Raw genomic sequence first — 26,997 nt, 5'->3', positions numbered from 1 at the left:
AATGAATGCGCCGCTCAATAAAGCGACCAAAAAAGCCAGTGCGTTGATTTGCCGCATTGCCCGGCGTAATGCCGTTCGCTGCGCTAACCCTAATCTTTCGTTTCACTGATGAATAGTGGCGATAATCTGGAAATCGCAATTATCACGTGACTAAAACAAAAAAAAGCGGGTGCTAATGCACCCGCTGTTATTATCAGCATAGCTTATATTTTTCGATCGCTACACCAGATGCACCTGAAGGTTATGCTGCACCAGCACATCGCCCAGGGTGTTATCACTGGTCAGGGCTGAGTTGTGGTAGATCTCAAAGGTGTCGCCGTCGATGGTCCGCTCACCGGTCACCTGCCACAAACCGCCATTGCCGTTAGCCAGCGTCACCTGGCTGCCGTCAGCGCCTTTGATCAACAGCTCATCACTCTGCCTGTCCGTCAGGTTAAGTGCCTCATTGAGATCGAGTTTCACCGAGTTGGTGCCGGTTTTACCCAGATCGAGCACCTCAATGTGCTCGACTTTCAGACCCAGCGCGGTGAGATCCAGATTCAGATACTCGCCGTTCAGCACCAGCGTGTCGGTGCCTGCGCCGCCGTCGATATGGGTAAAGTTAAGGTCGCTGACCGTCACGGTATCCGCGCCACTGCTGCCGGTCACGGTCGCCCCTTCCGCCGTGGAGCCATCCGCCAGCGTGATCACCACGCCACCGATGGTGTAGCCCACCTCTTCCGCGACCGGCGCGGCGGCAACCGGCGTCTCGCTGACCGGCGCGCTGTCGCTGCTGCCGATCGGCGTCACGCTATCCGCGTCGATGGTCAGGGTGGAGGCGACCACCACAGCATCCTGGCTCTCCTCACCGCTGCTGCTGTTGTGCTGCGTCTCCTCACTGACGCTGGCGAGGCTGGCACTCTCATCCGCGACGGAGAAGAGCGCCACCGACTCGCTGGCGGCCAGGGTGGTTGCCGGCAGCAGCGCGCCCAGCAGCAGGGTGTTGGTGGTGGAGTAGCTGTTACCGGCCACATCAGTGATAGAGACTTTCGCCAGGGTATTCAGCGACAGCAGCAGCCCTCCCACCGACAGCAGTGACGGTGAGAAGTTAACCGCATAGCGTCCCAGCGCGTCAGTGGTGGTATTGAGCGTCGGTCCGTTGCTGCCGTTGGCGAGCAGCAGCGTGACGCTCACTTTGGACCCCTGCGCCGCATTCAGCGATCCGCCCTGCACCACCAGGCCGGTGAGCAGCGAACCGACCAGACTGAGCACCGGATCAACTCCCACCACCGGCTGATTGTGCGACAGCGCGGTAAAGGTGCTGCTGGTGGTGGCGCTGTTACCGCCAATATCGGTGACCGTGACGGTTATCGGCCGGCTGCCATCGCTGATTGACTTCAGCGTGGCCGGGGGCACGCTGATGCTCCATGCCCCATTCGCGCCAATGGCAGCGGAGAAGAGATTGCCCGCCAGGTTTACCGTTACCGTGCCGCCGGTCGCGTTGCTGCTGGTGCCGCTAATGGTCTCCGCGGTGTTGGCTTCGGCAATATTGAGGTAGCCGTCGCCGCCAAAGAAGCTGCCGAGGGTGACGGTCGGTGTGGTATGACTGACCACTCCCAGCGAGGCTGAGACGCTGCCGCTGTTGCCGGCACCGTTAATCACGCTGGCGGTGACGGTCTGCAAGCCATCGGCAATCGCGGCCAGGTTTGCCGCGGGAATCGAAAGACTCCAGTTACCGTTGCTGCTGACCGTGGTGCTGTAGGTCTGGCCGCCCAGCGAGACGCGCACCACCGATCCCTCGGCGTTGCTGGCGGTCCCGCTGATGGTCTGCGCCGTTTTCACATCCTGCGCGCTCAGGGCGTTGTCGCCAAACAGCGAGGTGATGGTGACCAACGGCGTACTCTGGCTGATCACGCTGAGCGTGCCGCTGCTATTCACTACGTTGCCGTAGCTGTCGGTGCCGGTTACCGTCACGGTTTTGCTGCCGTCGGTAATGGCGGCCAGATCCGCTTTCGGCACGCTGATGCTCCAGCCGCCGCCACTCACCACTTTAGTGCTGTAGGTGATGCCATTCAGCGTGGCGCTGACGGTAGAGCCCGCGGAGAGGCTGGAACTGCCGCTCAGGGTCTGGTTCGACGCCAGATCCGCCGCGCTCAGCACCCCATCGCCAAACACCGTATTGACCGTCAGCGTGGGCTGAACCAGTGCCAGCGCGACGCCTGCGCTGGTGCTGCTGACGTTGCCAACCGGATCGGTGACCGAGGCGCTGACGGTGAAGTTGCCGTTGAGCAGGGTCGAGAGTACCGCAGGCGAGACGATGGTAGAGAAACTGCCATCGGCGTTGACCAGCGCGGTGGCGGTGGTGTTGCCAATCGCCAGCCGGACGCTGCTGCCAGCCGCCAGCCCCGACACCGTGCCGCTGATGGTCTGTGCGACCAGCGACTCCGCCAGGTTCAGTACCCCATCGCCAAACAGCGGATTCAGCGTCACCTTCGGCAGCGCGTGAATACCCACCAGCGCCCCGACCGTGGTGCTGCTGGTGTTACCGGCGCTGTCGGTGACGCTGACGCCGACCGTCAGATTGCCATCGGCAAGGCCCTGTAACAGCGCAGGCGTCAGCGAGACACTGAAGTTACCCGTAGCATCGGTGGCGGTGACAAACTGCTGCCCCGCCACCGAGACCACCACGCGCGATCCCGCTTCAGCCCCGCCCGCGACGCCGCCGATCACCTGCGTCACCAGCGCGTCGGCCGCGTTCAGCAGATTGTCGCCGAACAGCGGATTCACCGTCAGGGTCGGCAGCAGGGTATCGACCCGGAAACCAGCGCTGGTGCTGGCGCTGTTGCCCGCCGCATCGGTGACCGACGCGCCCACCGTGAGATTGCCCTGCGCCAGCGTACCTAAAATATCCGGTGAGACCGTGGCGCTGAACGCGCCGCCCGCCCCTACCGTGGCGGTGAGCTGGCTGTTGCCCAGCGAGAGAGTCACAACGGTGCCCTGCGCAACGTTATTCACCACCCCGCTGATCAGCTGTCCGGTAGCAATATCGGCCAGGTTCAACACGCCATCGCCAAATGGCGCGGTCAGCGAGATCGACGGCGTCTGGGTAAAGACGCCAATCGAGGCGCTGCCGGAGGCGAGGTTGCCCGCCGGGTCGCGCACGCTGACGCCCAGCGTCAGGTTGCCATTCAGCAGCGCGGTGAGATCGCTGGCTGGCAGATTAACGCTCCATGCCCCGCCAGCCTGCACCGTGGTGCTGTAGCTGCGGCTGCCAAAGGTGACAGTGACCTGCGACCCCGTCGCCGCATTCTCAATCACGCCGCCAATCAGCTGGCCTGCGCTCGCTTCCGCGATGTTCAGCAGGTTATCGCCGCCAAACAGCCCGGTGAGCGGCCCGACCACCGGCACCGCCTCGACGATGGCCGTTACGGTTTGACCGGCGGTGCGGGTGTTGCCCGCCGCATCCGTCAGCGTAACGTTCACCGCCAGATCGCCGTCGCTCAGCACTCCCAGCACCGACGGCGGCACAACAATTGCCCATTTGCCATCCTGACCCACCGAGGCGGAAAGCGTGGTGCCGCCCAGCACCACTGACACCGTGGCCCCGGTGCCTGCCGAGGTCGCTACCCCGGAGAGGGTCTGCGCGACCGTGGTGTCCAGCGCGCTGAGGGTGTTGTCGCCAAACACCGGGTCGAGCAGCAGCGACAGCGCGCTGTTAACCAGTTTGTTAACCGTCAGGGTGGCGTCGGTCTGGTTACCGGCCAGGTCACTGACCCGCACGCCAAACACCAGCGCACCGTCATTGAGTCCCGACAGCACCTCAGGCGCAATGTCAATGCTCCAGCGGCCATCGTCGCCGACAATCGCGGTGGCGATCGGGGCGCTGTCCCCCAGATAGAGGCCGATGGTCTGGCCTTCCGCGCCGCGCGCGCTGCCGGTCAGCAGCTGGCTCAGCGCCACATCGCTCGCGTTGATCAGGTTATCGCCGAGGAAAGCGTCCACCACCACCAGCGGCGCACTGCTGTCCACCGTCACCGTCTGACTGACGGTGGTGACGTTACCGGCCGCGTCCGCCAGCTGCGCGCTAATCTGCGGCGTGCTGCCATCGCTTAGCGCCTGCATATCACTGGCGGGCACGGTGGCAGACCAGCTGCCGTCGCCCTGAACCCGCGCACTGTAGGTTTTGTTGTTAAAGGTGATGACCACCGTGCGCCCCACTTCGGCGCTGTCGGCGGTGCCGCTGATCACCTGACTGGCAGCCGCTTCACTGCCGTTCACACGGTTATCGCCGGTAAAGGCATCCAGGGTCAGCGCCGGTGGCGTGAGATCGATCAGCACGCTGCCGCTGGTAGTCACCGTGTCGCTGCCGTCAGTGGCGGTGACCGTGATGGTGGCGCTGCCATCGGCGTCGCCAAAGGCGCTCACCGGCAGGGCCGCGGTTGACCAGTTGCCCGCCCCGTCCAGCGTGGTGGCGTAGCTCTCACCGTTGATCACCAGGGTCACCGTGCCCGCTGCGCCCAGATTGGCGTAAGTGCCGCTGACCACCACGCCACCCGCCTGATCGAGAGTGCTGATGATGTTATCGCCTGACACCGTACCCAGCGTCACCAGCGGTCCGGGTGGCGGATTGAGGTCAACGGCGAAGGTCACTTCGCCAGTGGCCACATTGCCCGCCAGATCGCTGACCGCCAGCGTCAGAGTGGTCGGGGTGGTAAAGGTCGCCATCTGCTCTGGCGTCAGCGCCAGGCTCCAGTTGCCGCTGGCATCGACCAGCGCGGAGCCCAGCAGCGTTTCACCCAGCGAGACGGTGACCACGCTGCCCGGCTCCGCTCCCGTTGCGCTGCCGCTCAGCAGCTGCGGCTGAATGCTCTCGGCGTAGCTCAGCAGGTTGTCGCCGGTAAAGTCCGCGATACTCAACAGCGGTGGCGTAGTGTCGAGCAGCAGCGAGCTGTCGATGCTGCTGCTGTTGCCCGCCGCATCGGTCGCCGTTATCGTCACCGGATAGCGGTTATCGGCCAGATCGGAGAGCACCGCGCTGGAGAGCGGCAGCGTCCAGCTGCCATCGGCCGCCACCTGGGCGTTATAGACCGTGCCGCCAAACGCCACCTGCACGCGCTGGTTCGCGCCGGTTTCCCCGGTTGTCCCGCTGAGGATAATGCCTGCGGCGACATTCTCACTGTTGATATAACCGCCAAAGAATCCCGGATCGACGGTGGGCTGCGGCGCAGTGAGATCGCTGGTGAAGGCCAGCTGCGCCGTGCCGCTGTTGCCCGCCGCATCCACCACGTTAACCGTCAGCGTCTGCGGACCATCGCCCAGCGAGTTAAGCGCGTTGGCCGGGATCGCCACGCTCCAGCTACCGTCGCTCGCCACCGTGCCGGCGTAGCGGCTGCCGTTAAGGTCAACGGTGATGCTGACCGCCTGATTCGCGCCGGTGCTGCCGGTGGTGCCGGTCAGGGTCACGCCCGCCGCCGCTTCACTGATGTTCAGCAGGTTGTCTGCGCCAAATGCCCCGGCGGTGAAGGTCGGCACCGGCGGCGTCACCGCCGTCACCACATCCAGCGTTGTGCTGTCGCTGTTGCCAGCAATATCGCTGGCGGTGACGGTAATGGTGTGGGTGCCGCTGGTAAAGGTGGCGAGTTGCTCAGGCGTCAGGGTCAGCGACCAGCGGCCATCGGTCTGCACCGTGGCGGCCAGCGGCTGATCGTTATTAAAGCCAGCGATCACGACATTCACCGTCTGACCCGCGCCGCTAATACCGGTAGCGCCGGTGAGGATCTGCTCGCTGCCCGCTTCAGTCGCGTTCAGCGCCCCGTCGCCAAACGGCAGGTTCAGCGTAACGTCCGGTAGCGCATTGATCGCCACCAGCAGATTGCCGCCGGTGCTGGCGCGGTTGCCGTCGCCATCCGTGACCGTCACCACCACCGGCCAGTTGCCATCAGGTAGCGACTGCAACAACGCTGGCGGCAGCGTCAGCGACCAGCGTGTATTGTCCTCACTGAGCGTGGCGGTGTAGAGGGTGCCATTGACGGTCACAGTGACCGCATCCGCATTCGGCGCGTTGACCGCCCCGCTCAGGGAGCCACCCGCCGCCGCTTCTGCGGCATTGAGTCGCCCGTCCGTAAACGGCGTATCCAGCGTCGGTTCGGCAATCGGCGTAAGGGCGGCGAGGAAGGTCTGGGTCGCCTCGCTGCTGTTCCCGGCCCGATCGGTGGTCACCACCGTCAGGGTCTGGCTACCCGTCCCCAGGCTGGCGATGATCGCCGGCGTCAGGCTGGCGCTCCAGTTGCCATTCTCATCCACCGTCACCGCCAGCGGGATGTTGCTGTCGCCGACCGTGACGCGGACCGACTGGCCCGCACCGGTGGTGCCGGTCACCTGCTGAACGACCCCCGCCTCGTCAATGTTGATCACGTTGTCGCCAAACAGCGTCTCCGCAAAGACCGGAGCGGCAGGCAGCGTTTTGAGGATCTCCACCGGTGCGGTGGCCCCGGCCGGATTCCCGGCCGCATCCACGGCGCTGACCACCACCTGGGTCACGCCATCCGGCAACGCGGCCAGCGCGCCCGCGGCCAGATTCAGCGTCCAGCCGCCATCGGCGATGGTGGTGCTGAAACGCTGATCGCCGATGCTGACCGTCACCGGGCTGCCCTCCGGCAGATTACTGCTGTCGCCGCTCAGGATTAACGTCCCGGCGGCATCGGCGGCGCTGACCAGCGCATCGCCAAATGGCGTATTCAGCGTCAGCGTTGGCAGGGTGTTAAAGGCCACATTCAGCGAGGTAGTGGTGTCGGTGGTGATGTTGCCCGCCGCGTCAGTGACCGAGATGGTAAAGGTATTGGCTCCGTCAGCCAGCTGTTGCAAATCGGCCGCCGGAATAGTGACAGACCAGTTGCCCTCCCCGTCTGCCGTGCTGCTGTAGGAGACGTTGTTGAGCGTCACCGTCACCGGCAGATTGCCCGCGGTGGTGCCGCTGAGGGTGAGATCCTGTAACGACTCCGCCAGGTTGAGGCTCTCCCCGGCGCTGACGCTGATCGCTGTCAGCGGCGGCGGCGTGGTGCTGAACGTCACCTGCTGGCTCGCCGTCGCCGGGTTGCCGGCCACATCGGCGGCGGTCGCGGTAAAGGTCTGGGTGCTGCCTGCGGCCACATCGGTGAACGCGCTGGCCGGCAGGCTCAGCGTCCAGTTGCCATCGTCGTCAAGCGTGGTGCTGTAGTCGGTGCCATTAAACGAGACCGTGACCGGCGTGCCCGCCGCCAGTAAGGTGCTGCTGCCGCTGAGCGTCACATCCTCAGCCGCCTCGCGGGCATTGATCACATCATCGCCCGCTACCACATCGAGGGTCAGGGTAGGCTGAACCTGCGGACTGGCGAGGACCACCAGCGTGCTGCTGTCGCTGGCCGGATTACCGACCGCATCCGCCGAGACCACCACCAGCAGCTGATCGCCGTCCGGCAGATTGCCGACATCGGCCGCCGGTACGGTGACGGTCCAGCCACCACCCGCCACCACCGTGCCACGGTAGTCGATATTATTCAGCGTCACCGTCACCGGCTGGCCCTCCGCCAGATTGGTGCTGCCGCCACTGATGGTGAGATCCTGGCCCGCCTCCGCCTGGTTGACGAAGTTATCGCCGCTGATGGTGCCGATGGTCAGGGTCGGCAGGCTGCTGCTCGCCGCCAGGGTCAGGGTCTGGCTGGTGCTGGCCGGGTTGCCCGCCGCATCAATCAGCGTGACGCCGACCGGGTAGCTGCCATCCGCCAGCCCCTGCATCACGCTGGCGGGCAGCGTCAGCTGCCAGCTGCCGTCAGAGAGCACCTGGGTGGTGTAGTCAACGTTCTGGAAGCTGACGGTCACCGTCTGTCCGGCGTCCGCTGCCGGGGCGGTGCCGCTGATGGCCACCGCTTCCAGCACCTCCAGCGAGTTAATGATGTTATCGCCGCTGACAGGGTTGATGCTCAGCACTGGCGGGGTGCGATCGACAGTGATGCTGCTGCTCAGCGATCCGCTGTTACCGGCGGCATCGCTGACGCTGACCAGCAGCGTGGTGATGCCCTCATCCAGCGTCTGGAGCTGCTCTGGCGTTAAGGTCAGCGTCCAGTTTCCCTGGGCATCGACCGTGGCGGAATAGTCGTTGTCGCCCAGCGTCACGCTGACGCTCTGGCCCGCGCCGGTGACACCGGTGCTGCCGCTGAGCGTCTGGCTGCTGGCCGATTCCGCAAGATTGAGATAGCCATCGCCGAACGGGGTATCGATGCTGACCGACAGTGCGCCGGTCGCCACGTTGATCTCCCGCGTTTCGGTGGTCAGGTTGCCCGCCGTATCACGCACCGTCACGGTCAGGGTATAAGAGCCATCAGGAATACCGGCCAGCGCCCCGGCAGGCAGCGTCAGACTCCACTCCCCCTGCGGCGTGACGGTGGTGGTCCAGAGCTGATTGTTCAGGGTAATAGTGACCGGTTGCCCCACTTCAGCATCACTGCTGCCGCTCAGCAGGATCGGTGCGCCGCTTTCCGCGAGGTTGACGATGTCATCGCCCGCCACCGCGTTCAGCGAGAGCGCAGGTGCCGAGAGATCGACCCTGACGCTGCCCTCACTGCTGCCGCGGTTGCCCGCCGCATCCTGCACCGTCACGCTGTAGCTCAGCGTCTCCTGCGGCAGATCGGCCAGCGCCGTCACCGGTACATTAACCTGCCAGTTGCCATTGCTGTCGACCGTGCCGTTGTAGGTGACGCCATTCAGCAGCAGGCTGACGCTCTGACCATCCCCGGTCACACCCGTGGTGCCGCTCAGGGTTTGTGGGGTGGTGATGTCGCTGCTGTTGAGCGTGCCGTCGCCCAGCGTCGAGAGGATCAGCGGCTGCGGCAGCGTGGTCGCCAGCACGTTGAGCGTGGCGTCGCTGCTAAGCGTTGCCCCGCCGCTGTCAGTGGCGGTGACCGTCAGGGTATACGCCCCATCCGCTAAGGTTGCCAGCGCCTCAGCCGGAACGATCACGCTCCAGCGGCCATTCTCAGAGACCTCGGCGGTATAGCGGCTGTCGTTGAACAACAGCGTGACCGTGCTGCCCACCGGCACATTGACCGAACTGCCGGTGACGATCAGCGCCTCGCCGCGCTCCTGGGCGTTGAGGAAGTTATCGCCCGCGATCGCATCCAGCGCCAGGCCGGAGGCTGTGCTGTTGATAGCAAAGGTCAGCGTATCGCTGGTGCTGTTGCCCGCCCGATCGCTGACCGCCACGGTAAAGCTGGCGCTGCCGTCAGCGAGGGCAGCCAGCGCGCCCGCGGGCACGATCAGACTCCACGCTCCGCTGGCCTCTACCCTGGCCGTGTAGACCGTGCCTTCCAGGGTCACAGTGACCAGCTGACCCGCTTCCACGTTGGTAGTGGTGCCGCTCAGGCGTTGATCGGTGAGCCGCTCTGCGCCATCCACCACGTTGTTACCGGCAAAGGTCTCCAGCGTCAGGGTTGGCAGGCTGGCCGCCTCAACCTTCAGCGTCAGATCGCGGGTGGTGGTGGTGAGGTTGCCCGCCGCGTCGCTGGCGGTCACGGTCAGCGGATAGCTGCCATTGCCCAGCCCGCTATAGGCCGTGGCGGGCAGTTGCAGTGACCAGTTGCCGTTAATATCGGCGGTGGTGGTCAGGCTGGTGCCGTTAAAACTGGCCACAATCAGCGCGTTGCCCTCGCTGCTGCCGCTCAGCGTCAGTGGCTGCTGACTTTCCGCCGCGTTGATGATCCCGTCCGAGGGGGTAGTGAAATTGAGCGCCGGTGGCAGCGTATCCACCAGCAGGCTGCCAGCCGCCTGGCTGCTGTTGCCCGCCACATCGCTGACCTGCACGGTGTAAGGCGTGTCGCCCTGCGGCAGCGCAGACAACGCCTGCGCCGGAATCGACACCTGCCAGTTGCCTGCGCTATCTACCGTGCCGCTGTAACTGACATCCGCCAGCGTCACGCTGACGCGCTGCCCGTCGCCGCTGACGCCGGTGTTGCCGGCAATGGTACCGCCGCTTGCCGCCGCCGCACCGTTGAGAATGCCATCGTCAAAGGCGACGCCGGGGGTCGCCACCGGCAGCGCGCTGGCGAGAACGGTCAGCGTGGTGTCGCTGCTGGCCAGTGGCGTTCCGCTGGCGTCGGTGATAGTGGCTGTGACCGTCTGCGCACCGTCGGCTGCGCCGCTAAAGGTGCCCGCCGGTAACGTCAGGCTCCAGCTGCCGTCTGCCGCCAGGCTGGTGGTCAGCGTCGTGCCGTTGGCGACAACGGTGACCAGGCTGCCCGCCGGCAGACCGCTGGTGCTGCCGCTGACGACCACCTCGTTAGCCAGCTCGCCCGCATTGAGGTAGTTATCCTCAGCGATAGGGGCAAAGGCGATTGCTGGCCGGGTATTGTCCACCGTGAAGTTAAGCGGGCTGCTGGCGCTGTTACCCACCGCGTTAATCACACTGACCGTCAGCGTCTGGCTGCCCTCTCCCAGCTCAGCCAATGCACCGGCGGGCAGCGTGATGCTCCAGCTGCCGCTGGCATTGACCTCCGCGCTGTAGGTGGTGCCGTTCAGGGTCAGCGTAACTGACTGGCCCGCTTCGACGTTGCTGCTGCTGCCGCGCACAACAAGCGGCTGCAACTGTTCCGCCGCCGTGACGATGCCGTCATCGGCAAAGCTGGCGCTGTCGACCGTCAGCGCGGGCTGTAGCGCCGGGCTGGTGGCGACATTCAGATCGACCACCTGACTCGCCTGGTTGCCATTGGGACTGATTTCAGTGACGGTCAGCGGGTTACTGCCCGCGGGCAGCGCCGCCAGATCGCCCGAGGCGATTTGCAGGCTCCACTGACCGTTGACCCCGACGGTGGTGCTGTAGAGTCTGCCATTCAGCTCGACCGTGACCCGATCGCCATTCTGACCGCTGCCGCTCACCTCCAGCGGCTGTAGCAGCTCGGTGCGGTTCAGGGCGTTGTCTCCGCTGACCGGCTCGACCCGCAGCGGAGGAGGTGTGGTGGCGACCGTCAGCGCACTCTGCTGGCTGCTGCTGTTACCGGCACTGTCGGTGACCGTGACCACCACCGGATAGCTGCTGCCATTGGTCAGGGCGGCCAGCGCCGCTGGCGGAACCGCCAGCGTCCACTCCCCGTTGCCATCCACGCTGCCACTGTAGGTGACGCCGTTCAGCGTCAGGCTGACGCGATCGCCCTCGCTGCCCGCGCCGCTGAAGCTGAAGCCTGCGGCCTGTTCAGCGCTGTTCAGCACCCCATCCCCGGCTGGCGGATTGAGGCTGAAGTCCGGCGCGCGGGTGTCCACCGTGACCGGAAGCGGACGGGTGAGGCTGTTGCCGCCCGCGCTGGTTGCGGTGACGCTGAGATCGTAACGACCGTCGGCCAGACTTTGCAGGTCCGCGCCGGGCAGCGTCGCGCTCCAGCTGCCGTCAGCGGCGACAGTGGCGCTATAGGTGACACCGCCGAGTTCGAGGGTAACGCTGCTGCCCGGCGAGGTGCTGCCGCTGAGGGTGAGATCGGCGGCGGCTTCGGCCGCGTTGATAATGCCATCGGTGGCGATCGGGTTGACGGTCAGCGCCGGTGCCCCGCTATCCACCGTCAGCGGTGCGGTGACGCTGGCGCTGTTACCCGCCAGATCGGTCGCCGTTACGGTAATCGGATTACTGCCCTGCGCCAGACTCTGAAGCACCGCCGGTGGCAGCGTCAGGCTCCAGTCGCCATTCTCCGCCACGCTGGCGGGATAGGTGACACCGCCCAGCGTCACGCTGACCGCCTGGCCCGGCGCGGCGCTGCCGGTGAGGATCTGGGTACTGCCCGCTTCGCCGCTGTTGAGGATGCCGTCACCGAATGGTGTGCTGATCTGCGGCGCGGCCAGCGGCGCGGTCGCCACCAGCAGCGTCTGGCTGATTTGCAGATCGCCAGAGGTCACGGTCAGGGTGGTGTTGCCCTGCGGCAGATTCGCCAGATCGGCGGCTGGCACGGTCAGCGTCCAGCCTCCATTGGCATCGGTGACCGTGCTGTAAACCGTGCCGCCCGGCACCAGCGTGACAGCGATCGGGCTGTTGACCGGCAGGTTAGCGGAACTGCCGCTGAGGATAAGATCGCTCTGGGCTTCAATTCCGTTCAGCGCGTTGTCGTCACTGACCGGCGCAATCGCCAGCAGCGGCGCGTCGCTGGTGACCACGCTAAACTGCCCCTGCGCAGGCTGCGCCAGATTACCGGCGGGGTCGAGGATCGCCACCGTAAAGGTTTTCTCGCCCGCGCCGCCCAGCGATCCGGCGGGCAGCGTGACGCGCCAGTTTCCGCCCGCCTCGACCACGCCATCGTAAGACTGGCCATTCAGGGTCAGCAGCACGGGCTGACCAGCAGGCACGCCGCTGACGCTGCCGGTGACCAGAATGTCGCTGAGCTGTTCCGCGCTATCAACCTGATTATCGCTGGTGACCGGATTGATGGTCAGCACCGGCGGGTTGGCGGCCAGCACTGTGACATCGGAAAGCAGCGTGGTGCTGTTGCCATAGCTGTCGCTGAGAAGCACGCTGATCGGGTAGACCGCGTCGCCCAGCTGGTTAACGATCGCCGCGGGCACCGTTACCCGCCACTCGCCGTTGCCGTCAACCGTGGTGGTGTAGGTCGCGCCGTTAAAGCTGACCGAGACGCTGTCGCCCTGGCTGCCGCCACGTCCGCTGAGGGTGAGATCCTGACTATGTTCGGCGATATTGATGTAGCCGTCGCTGCCTGGTGTGGCGAGCGTCAGCGGCGGCGGCGTGGTGGCAAAGATCAGCGTGCTGCCGATCTGATTGATATTGCCGTCACTGTCGGTGGCGACCACCGTGACCGGCTGCGTCCCGTTGGGCACCGCCGCCAGATCGGCGGCGGGCACGCTGAGGCTCCAGCGGCCATCCTCTCCCACCAGGGTGATGTAACTCTGGTTATTGAGCGAGACGCGGATGGTGTCACCCACATCGCCGCTGCCGCTGACAATCAGCGGCTGCTGCGCATCGCTGACGTTGATCGCGCCATCATCACTGAGAGGGTCGAGGATCAGCGTGGGCTGTGCCGTCGCGACCCGCAGTTCCGTGGACTGCTGGCTGCTGTTGCCCGCCGCATCAGTCACCGTCACTCCCACCGGGTAGGTCTGATTGGTCAGCGTCGTGAGATCGGCGACCGGCACCGCAATGCTCCAGTTGCCATTGCCATCAATGAGGGCGTTATAACTCTTGTCATTGAGCTGCACCGTCACCCGGTCGCCCGCAGTGCCGCTGCCGCTAATCAGCAGCGGCTGCGTCAGATCGCCATTGGTGAGTACGCCGTCACCGCCGGGCGTTGTGACGGTCGCCACCGGCAGCCGGGTGCTGACCGCCAGCGTCTGGGTCTGGGTAACGCTGTTGCCGCTGGCGTCAGTCAGGGTGACGCCCAGCGTGTAGCTGCTGCCATCCGCCAGGGTCTGAAGCGCCGCTGGCGGCAGATCCACCGTCCAGTTCCCCAGCTCATCGACCGTGCTGCTGTAACGCTGGTTGTTGATCGTGACCGTCACCACTTCGTCCGGTCTGGCCCCGGAGCCGCTGACCGGCACGCCAGCGGCCACCTCGGCGCTGTTGAGAATGCCGTCACCGCCCGCCACCGCCGCCACAATCAGGTTCGGCGGCAGCGTACTGACGCTGAAGTCCAGCGTCTGCGCCACCCGATTGCCCGCTTCATCGATCGCGGTGACGATCAGGCTGTTTGCCCCCTGCGGCAGTAAGCCGAGATCGCTGGCGGGCAGCGTCAGGCTCCAGCTGCCGTCGCTATTGACGGGGGTGCTGTAAGTTTTGCCGTTGAGGGTCAGTTCGACCTGCTGGCCCGCTACCGCCTTGCCGGTGCTGCCGCTGAGCAGCTGGTCACTGCCCGCCTCTGTCTGGTTGAGGATGCCGTCGCTGAAAGCATTCTGATTCAGTGCGATCTGCGGCAGGTTGCTGGCGACCACCGTCAGCGGCGCTGAATCGGTAAGCTGCGCGCCTGTGGCATCGGTGGTGGTGACGGAAATCAGTTTTACGCCGTCGCTGATGCCGGTGAGATCGCTGGCCGGAACGGTGACGCTCCAGAGACCATTGCTGCTGACTACGCCGTTATAGCTGACGCCGTTGAAATCAACCCGGACCGTCTGGCCCGGCGTCACGCCAACCGCTGAGCCGCTGATGATAAGATCGCTGCCGATCTCCTGCTGATTGAGGAAACCATCCTGGCTGAGCGGCTCATTAATGGTCACGATGCCCGGCTCACCCGGCGCGGGCGCGACGTTGATCTCGCGGCTGTCGCTGGCAGCCCCGCCCGCGACGCTGGTCACGCTGACGGCGATGGTGGCGCTGCCCGCCGCCAGCGCACTGAGGGCGGCGGCGGGGATGGAGGTGCTCCAGCTGCCATCCGCCGTGACCAGGGCGCTGTAGGTTGCGCCGCCGAGGGTGATAGTGACCGTCTGGCCCGCTTCAACATTGGTGCTAGTGCCTGACAGCGTCTGATCCTGCGCTTTCTCGCTGTTATCCAGCAGATCGTCACCGGCAAACAGATCAATGGTTACCGTCGGTACGCCAGGTTGCGGTGACGCTTCCACTGCAATCACCCGACTTTCAGTCGCGGTGACCCCTGCCTGGCTGCTGACGCTGGCCGCGATGGTGGCGCTGCCAGCCGCCAGTGCCGCCAGCGCGCTGGCGGGCACCGTCAGGCTCCAGTTACCGTCACTGCCGACCGTGGCGCTGTAGCTCTGACCACCCAGCGTCACGGTGACAAGCTGGCCCGCTTCGACGTTGGTGGTGCTGCCGCTCAGCAGCTGATCGCTGGCTTTCTCATCGTTACTCAGCACGTCATCGGTGGCGAACTGATTGAGAGTGATGGTGGGCTCACCGGGTGCGGTCAGCGGCGCTTCGACGCTGATGATCTGCGACCCGCTGGCCACTGTGCCCGCGGCGTTGCTGACCGAGGCGCTGAGGGTGGTGTTTCCCGCCGCCAGCGCGTTCAGCGCATCGGCCGGGATCGCGATATTCCAGCGGCCGTCACTGCCGACCACGCCGCTGTAGCTCTGACCACCCAGCGTCACCGTCACAATCTGACCCGCTTCCACACTGGTGGTGGTGCCGGTCACCGGCTGCGCTTCCAGCTTCTCATCATTGCTTAAAACATTGTCGCTGGTAAAAGCATCGATCGTCAGGGAGGGTTCACCCGGCTGGGTTGCCGGTGCTTCCACTGTGATAGGCAGGGTCGCCGTCACTGTGTCCCCGGCCGCACTGCTGACGGAGACGATCAGGGTGGCGCTGCCTGCGGCCAGCGCGCTCAGCGCCGCTGACGGCACCGTCAGGCTCCAGCTGCCATCGGACTGTACGCTGGTGGTGTAGCTCTGGCCGCCCAGCGTCACCGTGACAACCTGGCCTGGCTCAATGTTGCTGGTGCTGCCGCTGACGATCTGATCGGCTGCTTTTTCCTGATTGCTGAGCTGGTTGTCGCCGGTAAAGTCGTCAAGCGTTACCGCAGGCTGGACTGGCGTGACCGGCGTTTCCACGCTGATAGCGCGATTCTCGCTGGCTTCAGCTCCGGCGAGGTTGGTGACGGCAACGGAGATCGCCAGGTTACCCGCCGCCAGCGCGTTGAGCGCCGCCGGTGGCAGCGTGACGCTCCAGTTGCCCTGCGCATCCACCGCCGTGCGGTAGGTCAGATCGCCGAGCGTGATGGTGACCACCTGCCCCGCTTCAACATTCTGGCTGCCGCCGCTCAGCAGCTGGTCACTGTTTTTTTCGGCATTGCTCAGGATGTCGTCACCGGCAAATTGATTGATGGTGATAACCGGCGAGCCTGGCGGCGTCACCGGTGACGCCACGCTGAGGGTCAGGCTGTCGCTGACTACGGCTCCCGCCGCGTTGGCAACGCTCGCGGTCAGCGTGGTGTTACCGGCGGCCAGCGCGCTCAGCGCATCGGCCGGCAGGGTAATGCGCCAGCTGCCGTCGGCGGCGACGCTGCCGCTGTAGCTCTGGCCGCCAAGCGTGACGGTGACAATCTGGCCCGCCTCGACATTGCTGGTGCGGCCGCTAATCAGCTGATCGCTGGCTTTTTCGCTGTTATCCAGCACGTTATCGCCGGTAAAGGGATCCAGGGTCAGGCGGGGCGCATCGGGCGGGGTGTCGGGCGACTGAACCTGAATCGTGAGGCTGGCAGAGGCGGCCGCGCCTGCGGCGTTGTTCACGCTGACGGAAAGCGTGGTGGTGCCAGCGGCCAGCGCCGCCAGCGCGGCGGCAGGCAGGGTGACGCTCCAGCTGCCGTCAGCCGCGACGGTGGTGTTATAGCTCTGGCCGCCCAGCGTGACGGTGACCACCTGACCCGCTTCGACATTGCTGGTGCTGCCGCTGATCAGCTGATCGCTGGCTTTTTCACTGTTATCCAGCACGTTATCGCCGGCAAAGGTGTTCAGGGTGATGGTGGGTGTGCCCGGCGTGACCGGCGTAGTGGGATCGCTGCCGCCACCATTCCCGCCACCGCCACCTCCGCCGCCACCGGCCCCCACGCCAGCAACCAGCCCGGCCAGACCCAGCACGCCGATACCGGCTGCGGTCATGACGCCGGTTGTGGCGTTGACATTATCCGCCAGCAGCAACGGCTCTACGCTCTCCAGCGACTCATAGGTCGGCGTGACCGGCGCGGCGGCCAGATCGGTTGCGGTGGCGGTCTGCGGGAACAGCGCATGTTCCGGGGGATTGACCCCATCATCAAACACCAGCTCACTGTGTTCGCCGTTGGCGTCATCCAGAAAGAACTTCTGGTAGCGGACAGTGCTGCCGTCGCGCATGTGCAGCACCAGATCGTTACCCTGGCGTTCATACTGCGTCACCATGGCGCGGGTGCCGTTGATGCGGACCACGCTGGGCTCGGTGAGGTTAATGGATTGTGATGAACCGCTAACAGACTGCGAAATGAGGGTGCCGTTTTCGCGCGAGATAATATCCACACGGCCTTGCGTGAGTTCTGCCATTTGTAACCTCTACTCCACCAGATTGGCTAATATACTGAATCCATAAACATAAAATTATTTTATGATTACGATCTTCACACATTGTTTCGCCTTCTGAAATCCAGAAGGCGTCTTAACCCGGTGATGTAAAAGCGGCAAAGCCAGACGATGCTATCAACCCCTAATCAGACCAACAGCAGCGCGATTATCGTTAGAATAATTTGTACAGATGCAGGCGAAGTGTAACGGTTTTTACAATTCAATCTTTAACGTAACCGCGATAAAAATCAATTTCAATATCCAGATTTCATTATGATTTGTGGTTAAGAACATAAGAAACCCTTGTTATATTTATGTCTGATGATTAGCTTTATACTTGTTTTTCATGTCAATTTATTGCGAGACGTTTCGCTGAAACGAGGCGAAAAAGGTAAAAAATTCCCCTGCCGCACCGCGTTCAACGGATAACGTTTTTGCTTATAAAACGATTCAGCTCGCGTTTATTTGCCGGCATAGAGGGTGCGCTAACCGGCAGGTGATTGATAAGCAGCGAGTAAATTTGGGTTAAGTCAGGCCACGCGCAGCCCGGCACGCCAGGAAAGTTCTGGAAAAAATTCGCATCGCGTTAAAAGTCGGTAAACTCCCGGCGTTAACCCTGAGCTGATGCTGCCGCACCCCAGCAGGCTCATCGGCCATTGATGTCACGCGGGTGCTACACTTTTTCGCTTTGCCACTGATGAATCTGACCTATGACCGCACTGGACGCCGCACAACAACATCACCATCAGAGCCGCCTGAACTGGGGCACACGCACCATATTCCTGATTAACGGGCTGGCGATGTCCGCCTGGGCCCCGCTGGTGCCGTTTGCCCGCGATCGGCTGCAACTCAGCGGAGCGTCACTGGGAGCGCTGCTGCTCTGTCTTGGCATCGGTTCGCTGGCCGCAATGCCGGTGACCGGTACGCTGGTGGCGCGTTTCGGCTGCCGTCGGGTGATGTGCCTCTCCACGCTGCTGGTGCTGGCGATGATGCCGCTGCTGGCGACCGCTGACTCCCATCTGCTGATGGCGGGCGCGCTGATGCTGTTTGGTGCCGGGCTGGGGATGCTGGACGTGGCGATGAATTACCAGGCGGTGCAGGTCGAGCAGTTGGCTGACAAGCCGATGATGTCGGGCTTTCATGGTTTTTTCAGCCTGGGAGGCATTCTGGGGGCGGGTACGGTCAGCCTGCTGCTGAGCCAGGGCTTCACACCGCTCAACGCCATTATGGGTATCATGGCGGTGATCGTGCTGCTGCTGCTGTGGCGCTTACCGACATTAATGAATGAACGCCTGCATCAGCCCGATCAGCCGTGGCTGGTGATCCCGCGCGGCTGGGTCGCCTTTCTCGGTGCACTCTGCTTTATTCTGTTTCTGGCGGAAGGCGCGGTACTGGACTGGGGCGCGCTGCTGCTGTTGCAGAATCCGTCGATGTCACCGGCCTTTGCCGGACTAGGCTATGCGGTCTTTTCCGTGGCGATGACGCTGGGCCGTTTCAGCGGCGATAAGATCATCCAGCGTTTTGGCCGTTATCCGGTGATGCTGACCGGCGCATTGACGGCGGCGGCGGGGATGAGCCTGGCGGTCTGGCTGCCGTGGCCGGAGATCGCCCTGCTGGCTTTCCTGCTGGTGGGCTTTGGTCTGTCCAACACCGTGCCGATGCTGTTCAATGCCGCCGGGAATCAACAGGATATGCCCGCGAACCTGGCGATTTCTGCCATGACAACGCTGGGATATGCGGGTATTCTCTCAGGTCCGGCTTTAATCGGATTCATTTCCCAATGGATCAGCCTCAGCGGCGCATTTTTACTCATCGCCCTGATGCTGTTAGCGGTTGCCGCCAGTGCGCGAAAAGTTGCGCGATAATTCAGGTACCTGACACGCTATGTTGTATAAGTTTCCACTGACGTCTGGCAATGTCACCCGGTTTTTTGTGGTTTTCAATCTGGTGCTGCTGCTGGCGCTGGGCTTTATGGTGCAGAACTCGGTCAACGCCTGGCTGACCGGCAAACGCTATGCCATGGACGATCTGGCGCGTGATGTGCAGAAGCGAATCGACGCCTACCGCTTCGCCACCTGGCAGATCTACGAAAACCTCTCCACCAGCGCAGCGGGCGCGACGCCTGGCAACAATCTCCAGGAGACGCGGCTGCGTCCTGACGTCTACTATCTGGAAAAAACCCGGCGTAAAACCGAAGCGCTGATTTTTGGCTCCCACGACAGCAGCACGCTGGATATGACCATGCGCATGTCCAACTATCTCGACACGCTGTGGGGCGCGGAAAATCCGACCTGGTCGATGTACTTTCTCAATGGTCAGGATAACAGCCTGATCATGATCTCTACCCTGCCGCTGAAGGATATGTCGACGCGCTATAAAGAGGGCGCGATCAGTTCGATGGTCGATGGCCGTCGCGCGGAAATGTTGCAGCAGGCCAACGCGCTGGATGAGCGCGAGAGTTTTTCGCCGTTGCGTCATCTCGCCTTCCAGAACGACCACTACTTTACGCTGCGCACCACCTTTAATCAGCCGGGCCATCTGGCCACGGTGGTCGCTTTTGATCTGCCGGTTAACGATCTGGTGCCGCAGAACATGCCGCTGGAAAACTTCCAGCTGCGCCAGGATAGCTCGCTGCCCGTCGCCACCGCCGACCAGCCGGAAGTGGAAAACACCCGCATCTCGCTGGTCAATCCCAACCTGGAGATCGCCGCGACGCTGCCCAGCACCCCGCTGCAACTGGTCTATCAGGTGGCGATTAGCCGGTTGATTATCGATACGCTGCATAATCTGATCTGGCCGCTGCTGATTAATCTGCTGCTGTTCCTGCTGTCGCTGGCGGGCATGGTGCTGCTGCGCCAGCAGTCACTGCGCCCGAGCGAAAACCAGAGCGCCGAACTCGACTCGCTGCGGGTACTGAATGAGGAGATTGTCGCCAGTCTGCCGGTTGGCCTGCTGGTGTATGACTTTGCCAGTAACCGTACGCTGCTGAGCAACAAGATCGCCGAACACCTGCTGCCTCACCTGAACCTGCAAAAGATTATCAATATGTCCGATCAGCATCAGGGCGTGTTGCAGGCCACGATTAACAACGAAGTCTATGAGATCCGCCACGCCCGCAGCGTGCTGTCGCCCCATACCCAGCTGTTTATGATGCGTGACCAGGATCGCGAACTGCTGGTGAATAAGAAGCTGCAAAAAGCGCAGCAGGTGCTGGATCGCAACCATCAGATGCGACAGCAGCTGCTGCATAATCTGGGGCATGCACTGAATCAGCCGCTGGAGAAGATGGTGACGCAGCTGGTGCAGCTCAGCCAGCGTGACGCCGACGAGACGGTGCTGGATCTGCTGGATGAGAGCCAGGGGCTGGCGCGGCTGGTCGATGACATCGTGCTGCTCAACCGGCTGGAAGCGCATGACTGGTCGCCGGATGCCAGCGTGTTCAACCTCCAGGAGCTGCTGGATGAGATTGCGCTGGAGAGTCTGCCGCTGATGCGCCGCAAGGGGCTGTCGCTGGTGGTGAACAATCATCTGGCCAATGACGAGCGACGGTTTGGCGACCGCCGCGCGTTGCGCAAGGTGCTCACCACCCTGATGCACTACGCCCTGACCACCACCCGCTGGGGCAAAATCACGCTGGAAGTTAAGGCTGCCGACAAACAGGCCGACAGACTGATCATCGAGCTGGTCGATACCGGCGCGGGTCTGACGGTGGATGAACTGGCGAACGTCGACTTTCCGTTCCTTGGCGATACCAGCCAGGATCGTTACGGTCAGGCGTCCGGCATGGCCTTCTTCCTCTGCAAACAGCTCTGCAAGCAGATGGGCGGCAGTCTCGATATTGTGGCGAAAGCGGATATTGGCACCCGTTACAATATGCAGCTGCCGCTGGTCCTGGAGCAGAAGCAGGAGGAGGAAGAGGAGAAAATTCTGGATGGCGTCACCGCGCTGGTGGAGATCACCGTCGAGGATGTGCACCGGATTGTCTGCCGCCATCTGGAGAACTGGGGAGCGCGCTGTCTGACCCCGGATGAGCGTATCTCCGGGCAGGATCACGATGTGCTGGTGACTGACGATCCCACCAGGCTGAGCGGCTGGGCACTGCTGCTGGCGGAGGATGAACTGGGGCACCATGCACTGAACGACCAGCAATATCGGGTCAATTTCAATCTTAGCAATGCGCTGCTGGATGCATTGCTGGCCCTGATTGAGAAGCAACTGTCACATGATGTGATGGACGACGACAGGGAAGACGAAGCGGCCACGCCATTGATGAGCGGCGGCTATTTCCAGCTGTTTACGGAGACAGTACCGGTTGATGTGAAGAGACTGTATACTGAGTCGGCGGAAAAGGACTATGCCTCGCTTGCTCAGACAGCGCATCGCCTGAAGGGCGTGTTTGCCATGCTCAATCTGACTCCCGGCAAACAGCTTTGTGAAGAGTTAGAACACCACATTAAAGCGTGTGACGATTCAAACATTACAAATACCACCAGTGATATTGACGCTTACGTCAATCAACTGCTGCAGCAAGGTAACCAATAAGATGAATAACTTAAACGTAATTATTGCCGATGACCATCCAATTGTCCTTTTCGGTATCCGAAAGTCTCTGGAACAAATTGAATGGGTTAACGTTGTAGGTGAGTTCGAAGACTCAACAGCACTGATCAACAATCTTTCCAAACTTGACGCTAACGTCCTGATCACCGACCTCTCTATGCCCGGTGAAAAGTATGGCGACGGCATCACGCTGATTAAATATATTAAACGTCACTATCCTGATCTGTCGATTATTGTGCTGACCATGAACAATAACCCGGCGATCCTGAGTTCCGTGCTCGATCTCGATATTGAAGGGATTGTGCTGAAACAGGGCGCGCCAACCGACCTGCCAAAAGCGCTGGCGGCATTGCAGAAAGGCAAGAAGTACACGCCGGAAAGCGTCGCGAAACTGCTGGAGAAGATCAGCGCCGGGGGTTATGGCGACAAGCGTCTCTCACCAAAAGAGAGCGAAGTGCTGCGTCTGTTTGCCGAAGGTTTCCTGGTGACTGAAATTGCCAAGAAACTGAACCGCAGTATTAAGACCATCAGTAGCCAGAAGAAATCAGCGATGATGAAACTGGGTGTGGATAACGATATTGCCCTGCTGAACTACCTGTCGTCTGTCAGCCAGACGCAGGTCGAAAGAGACTAAGCTATCCTCAAGGCGGTGCAGCCTCTGCACCGCCTTCTCTCCCCTACCCGATCCGCGTTTTACGCACCCGCTCAGCATAGATAGCCAGCGTCACTTTCAGCACATCCAGCGTCACCGGTTTCGACAGGCAGTTATCCATTCCCGCATCCATACAACGCTGCTTCTCTTCCGCCAGCGCGTTCGCCGTCACGCCCACCACCGGGAAGAGATGTCCCAGCTGGCGCAACCGCTGCGTCAGACGATAGCCATCCATATTCGGCATGTTCACATCGGTCAGCACAATATCAATGTCGTTACGGCTGAGAACGTTGAGCGCATCCACCCCATCCTGGGCGGTTTTCACCTGATACCCCAGCGTGCCGAGCTGCTCCGACAGCAGCATCCGGTTGATCGGATGGTCATCGACGATCAGCACCATGATGTCACCGTTATGCACTTTCTCTTCCACCGGCTCCGCCAGTAACAGCGCATCCGCCGCGTCATGACCCAGGGTGATGCGATAGATGCGTGCCAGCAGCGCCGGGACTTCATGCAGCGTGGCGGTAGAGTGGATCCAGCGTCCGGGCTGACGCTCACGCGGCATATCGACGTGCGAGCCGTCAAAAATGACCAGCGCCCGCACTGGCAGTTCGATCTCCAGGTCGTAGTCGCTCATCACCACATCGTCCGGCTCGGGCTTGCCGTTATACTCCGCGACCTCGATGCCCTGCTGCTCGATCTGACGCTGAATAAACGCCGCCAGATATTCGTTGCGCATCGCCAGCCAGATCTTCTTCTGCTGAAGGTCCTCAGGCAGCAACGGTGACGTCGTCTGTCCTTTATAGATCGGGATGCGCACAATGAACTGACTGCCCATTCCGGGCTCTGAGTCGACCTCTATATCGCCATCCATCAGATTGATCAGCTTCTCACAGATCGCCAGCCCGAGACCGGTGCCCTGGAAATTGCGCTGTACCCCATTGCCCACCTGGAAGAAGGGATCAAACAGACGCGGCAGCTCTTTGGCCGAAATGCCAACACCCGTATCGCGTACCCGGAACGCCAGATAGCCCTCCGCGACGCAGGCGTGCAGGATAATGCAGCCGGTATGGGTGAACTTGATCGCATTGTTGAGCAGATTGGAGATCACCTGTTGCAGGCGCAGCGGATCGCCATCCAGTACCTGCGGCACGTCATGCTCAATAAAGCAATAAAGCGTCAGCCGCTTCTTCACCACCAGCGACAGGTAGTTGCCGACAATATGGGTCACGATTTCACGCGGCGCAAACGGGCGCGGCTCAATCTTCAACTGCTCCGACTCGATTTTCGAGAAGTCGAGAATGTCGCTGATGATCTTCAGCAGCAGGCTGGAGGAGTTGTTCATCGCCGTTACCAGTGAGTCGATGCCGCTCGGCAGCTGTTTGGTCTGCAACAGATCGAGATTACCGATGATGCCATAGAGCGGCGTGCGTAATTCGTGGCTGACGGTGGCAAGGAACATCGATTTCGACTGGCTGGCCTGCTCCGCCGCGTGCGCCATCTCCTGCAACGACTGCTCCATCCGCACGCGCGCCGAGACATCCACCAGCACGCAAATCGCCACGTTCTCATTGCGATAGCGGGAGTGGACAAAGCTGATTTGCAGGTTGGTATTACTGCCGGTCAGCACATCGACAAAGTTAACCTGCTGACCGCCGATGATCTCATTCAGCCGCTGACGATCTTCCTGGGTCAGCAGGGTCAGGTAGTTGTGCGCCAGTTCGTTACTGAGAATATTGGTGCCGTCGCTGGTGCGTAAAATGCAGATGCCGACCGGCGCGGAGGCGACAATTTTACGGTTAAACTGCTCATGCTCCTCCAGCCGGTGCGCATTCTCTTCGGCGGGCAGGAACATCCGGCGCTCAAACAGCCAGGCGAGAGTAAACAGAATTATGGCGCTGAAAATATTGAGCAGCAGCGCGTTAATCATCATCAGTTTAAGCTGGTCCACCATCACGTCGGTGGGGATCGACCAGACCACGTTGAGATCGGAAGGCGGCAATGCCTTTTTCAGCACCAGTTGGCGATAGCTGTTGAGGTAGCCGAACCAGGTTTTGTCGTCAGGCAGATTCTCCAGCGAAAATCCGAGGCCCCCGCGCCGTGAATTCAGCAGCGGCCGATAATTTTCATCGGTAATGGTCGCGACCACCGGCAGGCTGCCCGGCTGAATAAACTCATCCAGCCGGATATTCTGCTCAACCCCCAGCAGCGCCTGCAATTTATTGGCGACGTAGACCGGCACCACCATATAAAAGGTGCCGACGCCAGGCTGGGTGCTGCTGTTAATCCAGTACATCGGATTACGGCGCTCTTCTTCGTTGCTGTTGCGATAGCGCAGCACGTTCTCCCGCAGCGATTTCAGGCTGCGTTCGCGGTCAGCCGTGCTGCTGCCGATGGTAAAGTCCGCCAGGCACTGGCTCTCGCCACCGATAAAAAACACCCGGTTCAGCTCATATGAGGAGGCGAAGTTACTTTTCCAGTAGTTGATGTAGTAGCTGAGCGAGTCGAGGGAGTTGCGCCACGTGTTGCTCATTGAGGTGCAGTCGCCATCTGAAAACAGCGGCGTAAACTGCGGCTGGGTGGTTTTGCCCGGCATCATGCCGGTCAGAACATCCAGACCACTGCTGGCGTTGGTCAGGCGATTCTCGGCGATATATTTCAGCTCACGCATCATGTCCGCGGAGTGGCGTACATACCACTGTATCGATCCGTAGTTGCTGGCAAACTCCTGACGAACCTGCGTCTCTTTACTGTGCAACACGCTGATGATGTAGAAGGCGGTCAGAACCGCGCCCAGCGTCCAGATTAACAGCGCCAGCGCGCGGAAAAGGTAGCGCGAGATGCGAAGCGTGGTGCGGAAAGAGACAGGATATTTCAAAGGTAACTCGCAGTTGGCAAGGTTAGTCGCATCATCGATTTTGATTGCCCATACACTAGCTTTATCGGGCGTAAAAAGCCAGCTAGCCGCAGGGTTAGCCGCGGGTTTGGGAATCTTTTACGGGCTTATAACCGCGGTAGCCTGAGGAGCTGGTGCTGGCTGTTTTGGGAGAGGGTATGCCGGACAAGCAACGTCCTCATCCGCTGGCACTGTCAGGGCCAGCTCTCTGCTGAATCTGACACCCTAAGAATCACGTCCAGTGAAGCAGAATGCTTCCGCAACAACTCAGGTTGCCTGCATGCAGCCGGCGCAATAATCGGGTGGCTTAAAACGGGGATTCATCAGCAGCTTGCTATAGCACAACATCGCTGATGCGGAGCATATTCATTCAGTTGAAGAGGAGTGGTTTTAAGAATATATCAGCAGTGGGCAGTGACCCAATCATTCCGGGTGATATGGTACATCAGGCTGGCTGGCAACCCTTCGACATCCGCTACCTTTTTGAGAAATTTAAGTCCCGATTTTTCCAACACTCTCCGCGAAGCAATATGGTTTTCTCTGACTACACCCACAATGTCTTCCAGACCAACCTCATTAAATCCAAAGCGTATCGCCCTTTCAGAAAGCTCTGTTGCATAACCTTTACCCCATGCATCAGGTTCGAAACGGTATCCAAGATTATTTGTTTCTCTTCCATCGAACTGGCTAACAAATACCCCACCGAATCCTATAACTCGATTAGGATTGGATTTCTCAAAAATAGTCCAGTCACCAAAACCCTCTTTTTCATATGAGATTAATTTTCTTTCCAGCATCTCTTTCGAAGATTCAATATTCAGATGGGGGCCATATGGGTTGAACCTGTGTGTTTCAGGATCCCCATAAATCCTGAATAAATCGTTCAGATCTTCTCGAATGATATAACGCAATAGTAAACGTTCTGATTCCCATACCATCAAATAGTTTCCCCTGGAGATTCGTCAGCCGCGGACTGTTAACTGAGCAAGTTAATCCAGAAGTCAACTAAGCGCAAGAGGCAGCTATAGTTGGCAGTCACACATGGAAATATGCAGGGCCCCGAGTCACTGTAACCTCATCAGTTGCTCTATTCCGCTGATTGCTCATTGAGAACATTGCGGTCACGCCGGGCCGGACCAGAAGCGCACAAGAATTTATTAAAGGCTTTAACTATCTGACATCAGGCGTACTATCATTTAAATCATCTTAAATATTCAGGTAAGATTGTCGCAGATTATGTCGATGATTAAATCGTGGGGAAAGATAGTCTCTTTTGTATCTCTAAGCTCTTCTAATTTCCACCAGTGATGATTTTGAATAACGCTCTTTTCATTCTCACTCCATCCCGAGTAATCGATATCTGTCTTTTCCGCATGGATGATAAAGAAACGTTCTTCAGCAAGAACGGTCTCCCCATCAGGCAGCTGCATGGGAAAGGTTCGCGACGCCACCGCCGCTCCAGCGGAATCTCTTTTTAGCCCGGTTTCTTCCTGTAACTCGCGTAGTGCGGCCTGTTCAAAGGATTCATTCAATTCAAGCCCACCGCCAGGCGTCGCCCAGTATGACATGCCGCTTAAGGCGTCATTTTTATGAAAAAAATTAAACAGCAAGACACTGTTTTCAGGCGAAAGAATAATTAACCGGGATGATGGGCGAGTACGCATAAAATTTCCTTCTGATAAAGCTTAAAACTGATTTCTGTCCCGCTATATAAACATATATAGTCACCTGAATCGTTCAGGCCGATCTCATAATATCAATGATGGCGTTTGGTTTGTCAGCGTTCGCTCTGATATGACAGCGTTCACTTCTCGCTCATAGCGGCAAGCGCCTTGTAAACAGTGAGCGCTTTGGTGTCTTTCCCTTCGGGCGCCAGTACTGATGGGCAGCGCTACTCCCAGCTGTTAACCAGCCCCGC

At 61.0% G+C, this 26,997-nt stretch carries 7 protein-coding genes; 3 read left to right on the top strand and 4 right to left on the bottom strand.

Features of this window, described 5'->3' with window-relative positions; genetic code table 11:
• Positions 1-219 precede the first annotated feature (219 nt).
• Complete coding sequence (locus tag ACCW71_RS04230; protein ID WP_436369835.1) at positions 220-16,953, bottom strand: Ig-like domain-containing protein; 16,734 nt, start codon at positions 16,951-16,953, stop codon at positions 220-222.
• Positions 16,954-17,681: 728 nt separating this feature from the next.
• On the opposite strand from ACCW71_RS04230, the gene ACCW71_RS04225 reads away from it, so the two are divergent.
• Genes ACCW71_RS04225 through rcsB form a run of 3 tightly spaced genes read left to right on the top strand, consistent with a single transcriptional unit; the run spans position 17,682 to position 22,165 of the window.
• Positions 17,682-18,836, top strand: coding sequence for an MFS transporter (locus tag ACCW71_RS04225; RefSeq protein WP_436369834.1), 1,155 nt, complete (start codon positions 17,682-17,684; stop codon positions 18,834-18,836).
• A gap of 19 nt (positions 18,837-18,855) precedes the next feature.
• A complete protein-coding gene (gene rcsD, locus ACCW71_RS04220) occupies positions 18,856-21,513 on the top strand; it encodes a phosphotransferase RcsD (RefSeq protein WP_436369833.1) in 2,658 nt (885 codons plus the stop codon).
• A 1-nt stretch (position 21,514) separates the two neighbouring features.
• Entirely contained in the window at positions 21,515-22,165 is a 651-nt protein-coding gene (gene rcsB / locus ACCW71_RS04215) for a response regulator transcription factor RcsB (protein WP_009089068.1), read from the top strand.
• A 43-nt stretch (positions 22,166-22,208) separates the two neighbouring features.
• Here the strand turns inward: rcsB and rcsC are convergent, their stop codons facing one another.
• The 3 genes from rcsC to ACCW71_RS04200 all read right to left on the bottom strand — a co-directional run bounded on the left by rcsC (position 22,209) and on the right by ACCW71_RS04200 (position 26,743).
• Complete coding sequence (rcsC, locus tag ACCW71_RS04210) at positions 22,209-25,061, bottom strand: two-component system sensor histidine kinase RcsC (protein ID WP_436369832.1); 2,853 nt, start codon at positions 25,059-25,061, stop codon at positions 22,209-22,211.
• A gap of 419 nt (positions 25,062-25,480) precedes the next feature.
• Positions 25,481-26,017 carry a GNAT family N-acetyltransferase gene (locus ACCW71_RS04205; RefSeq protein WP_436369831.1) on the bottom strand — a complete coding sequence of 179 codons (537 nt, stop codon included), beginning with the start codon at positions 26,015-26,017 and terminating at the stop codon, positions 25,481-25,483.
• A gap of 276 nt (positions 26,018-26,293) precedes the next feature.
• A complete protein-coding gene (locus tag ACCW71_RS04200) occupies positions 26,294-26,743 on the bottom strand; it encodes an NUDIX hydrolase (RefSeq protein WP_436369830.1) in 450 nt (149 codons plus the stop codon).
• Positions 26,744-26,997: the final 254 nt, after the last annotated feature.

Source organism: Pantoea sp. C2G6 (assembly GCF_051336815.1).
Taxonomy (GTDB): Bacteria; Pseudomonadota; Gammaproteobacteria; order Enterobacterales; family Enterobacteriaceae; genus Pantoea.
This window is presented reverse-complemented; position numbering and strand designations above follow the sequence as displayed.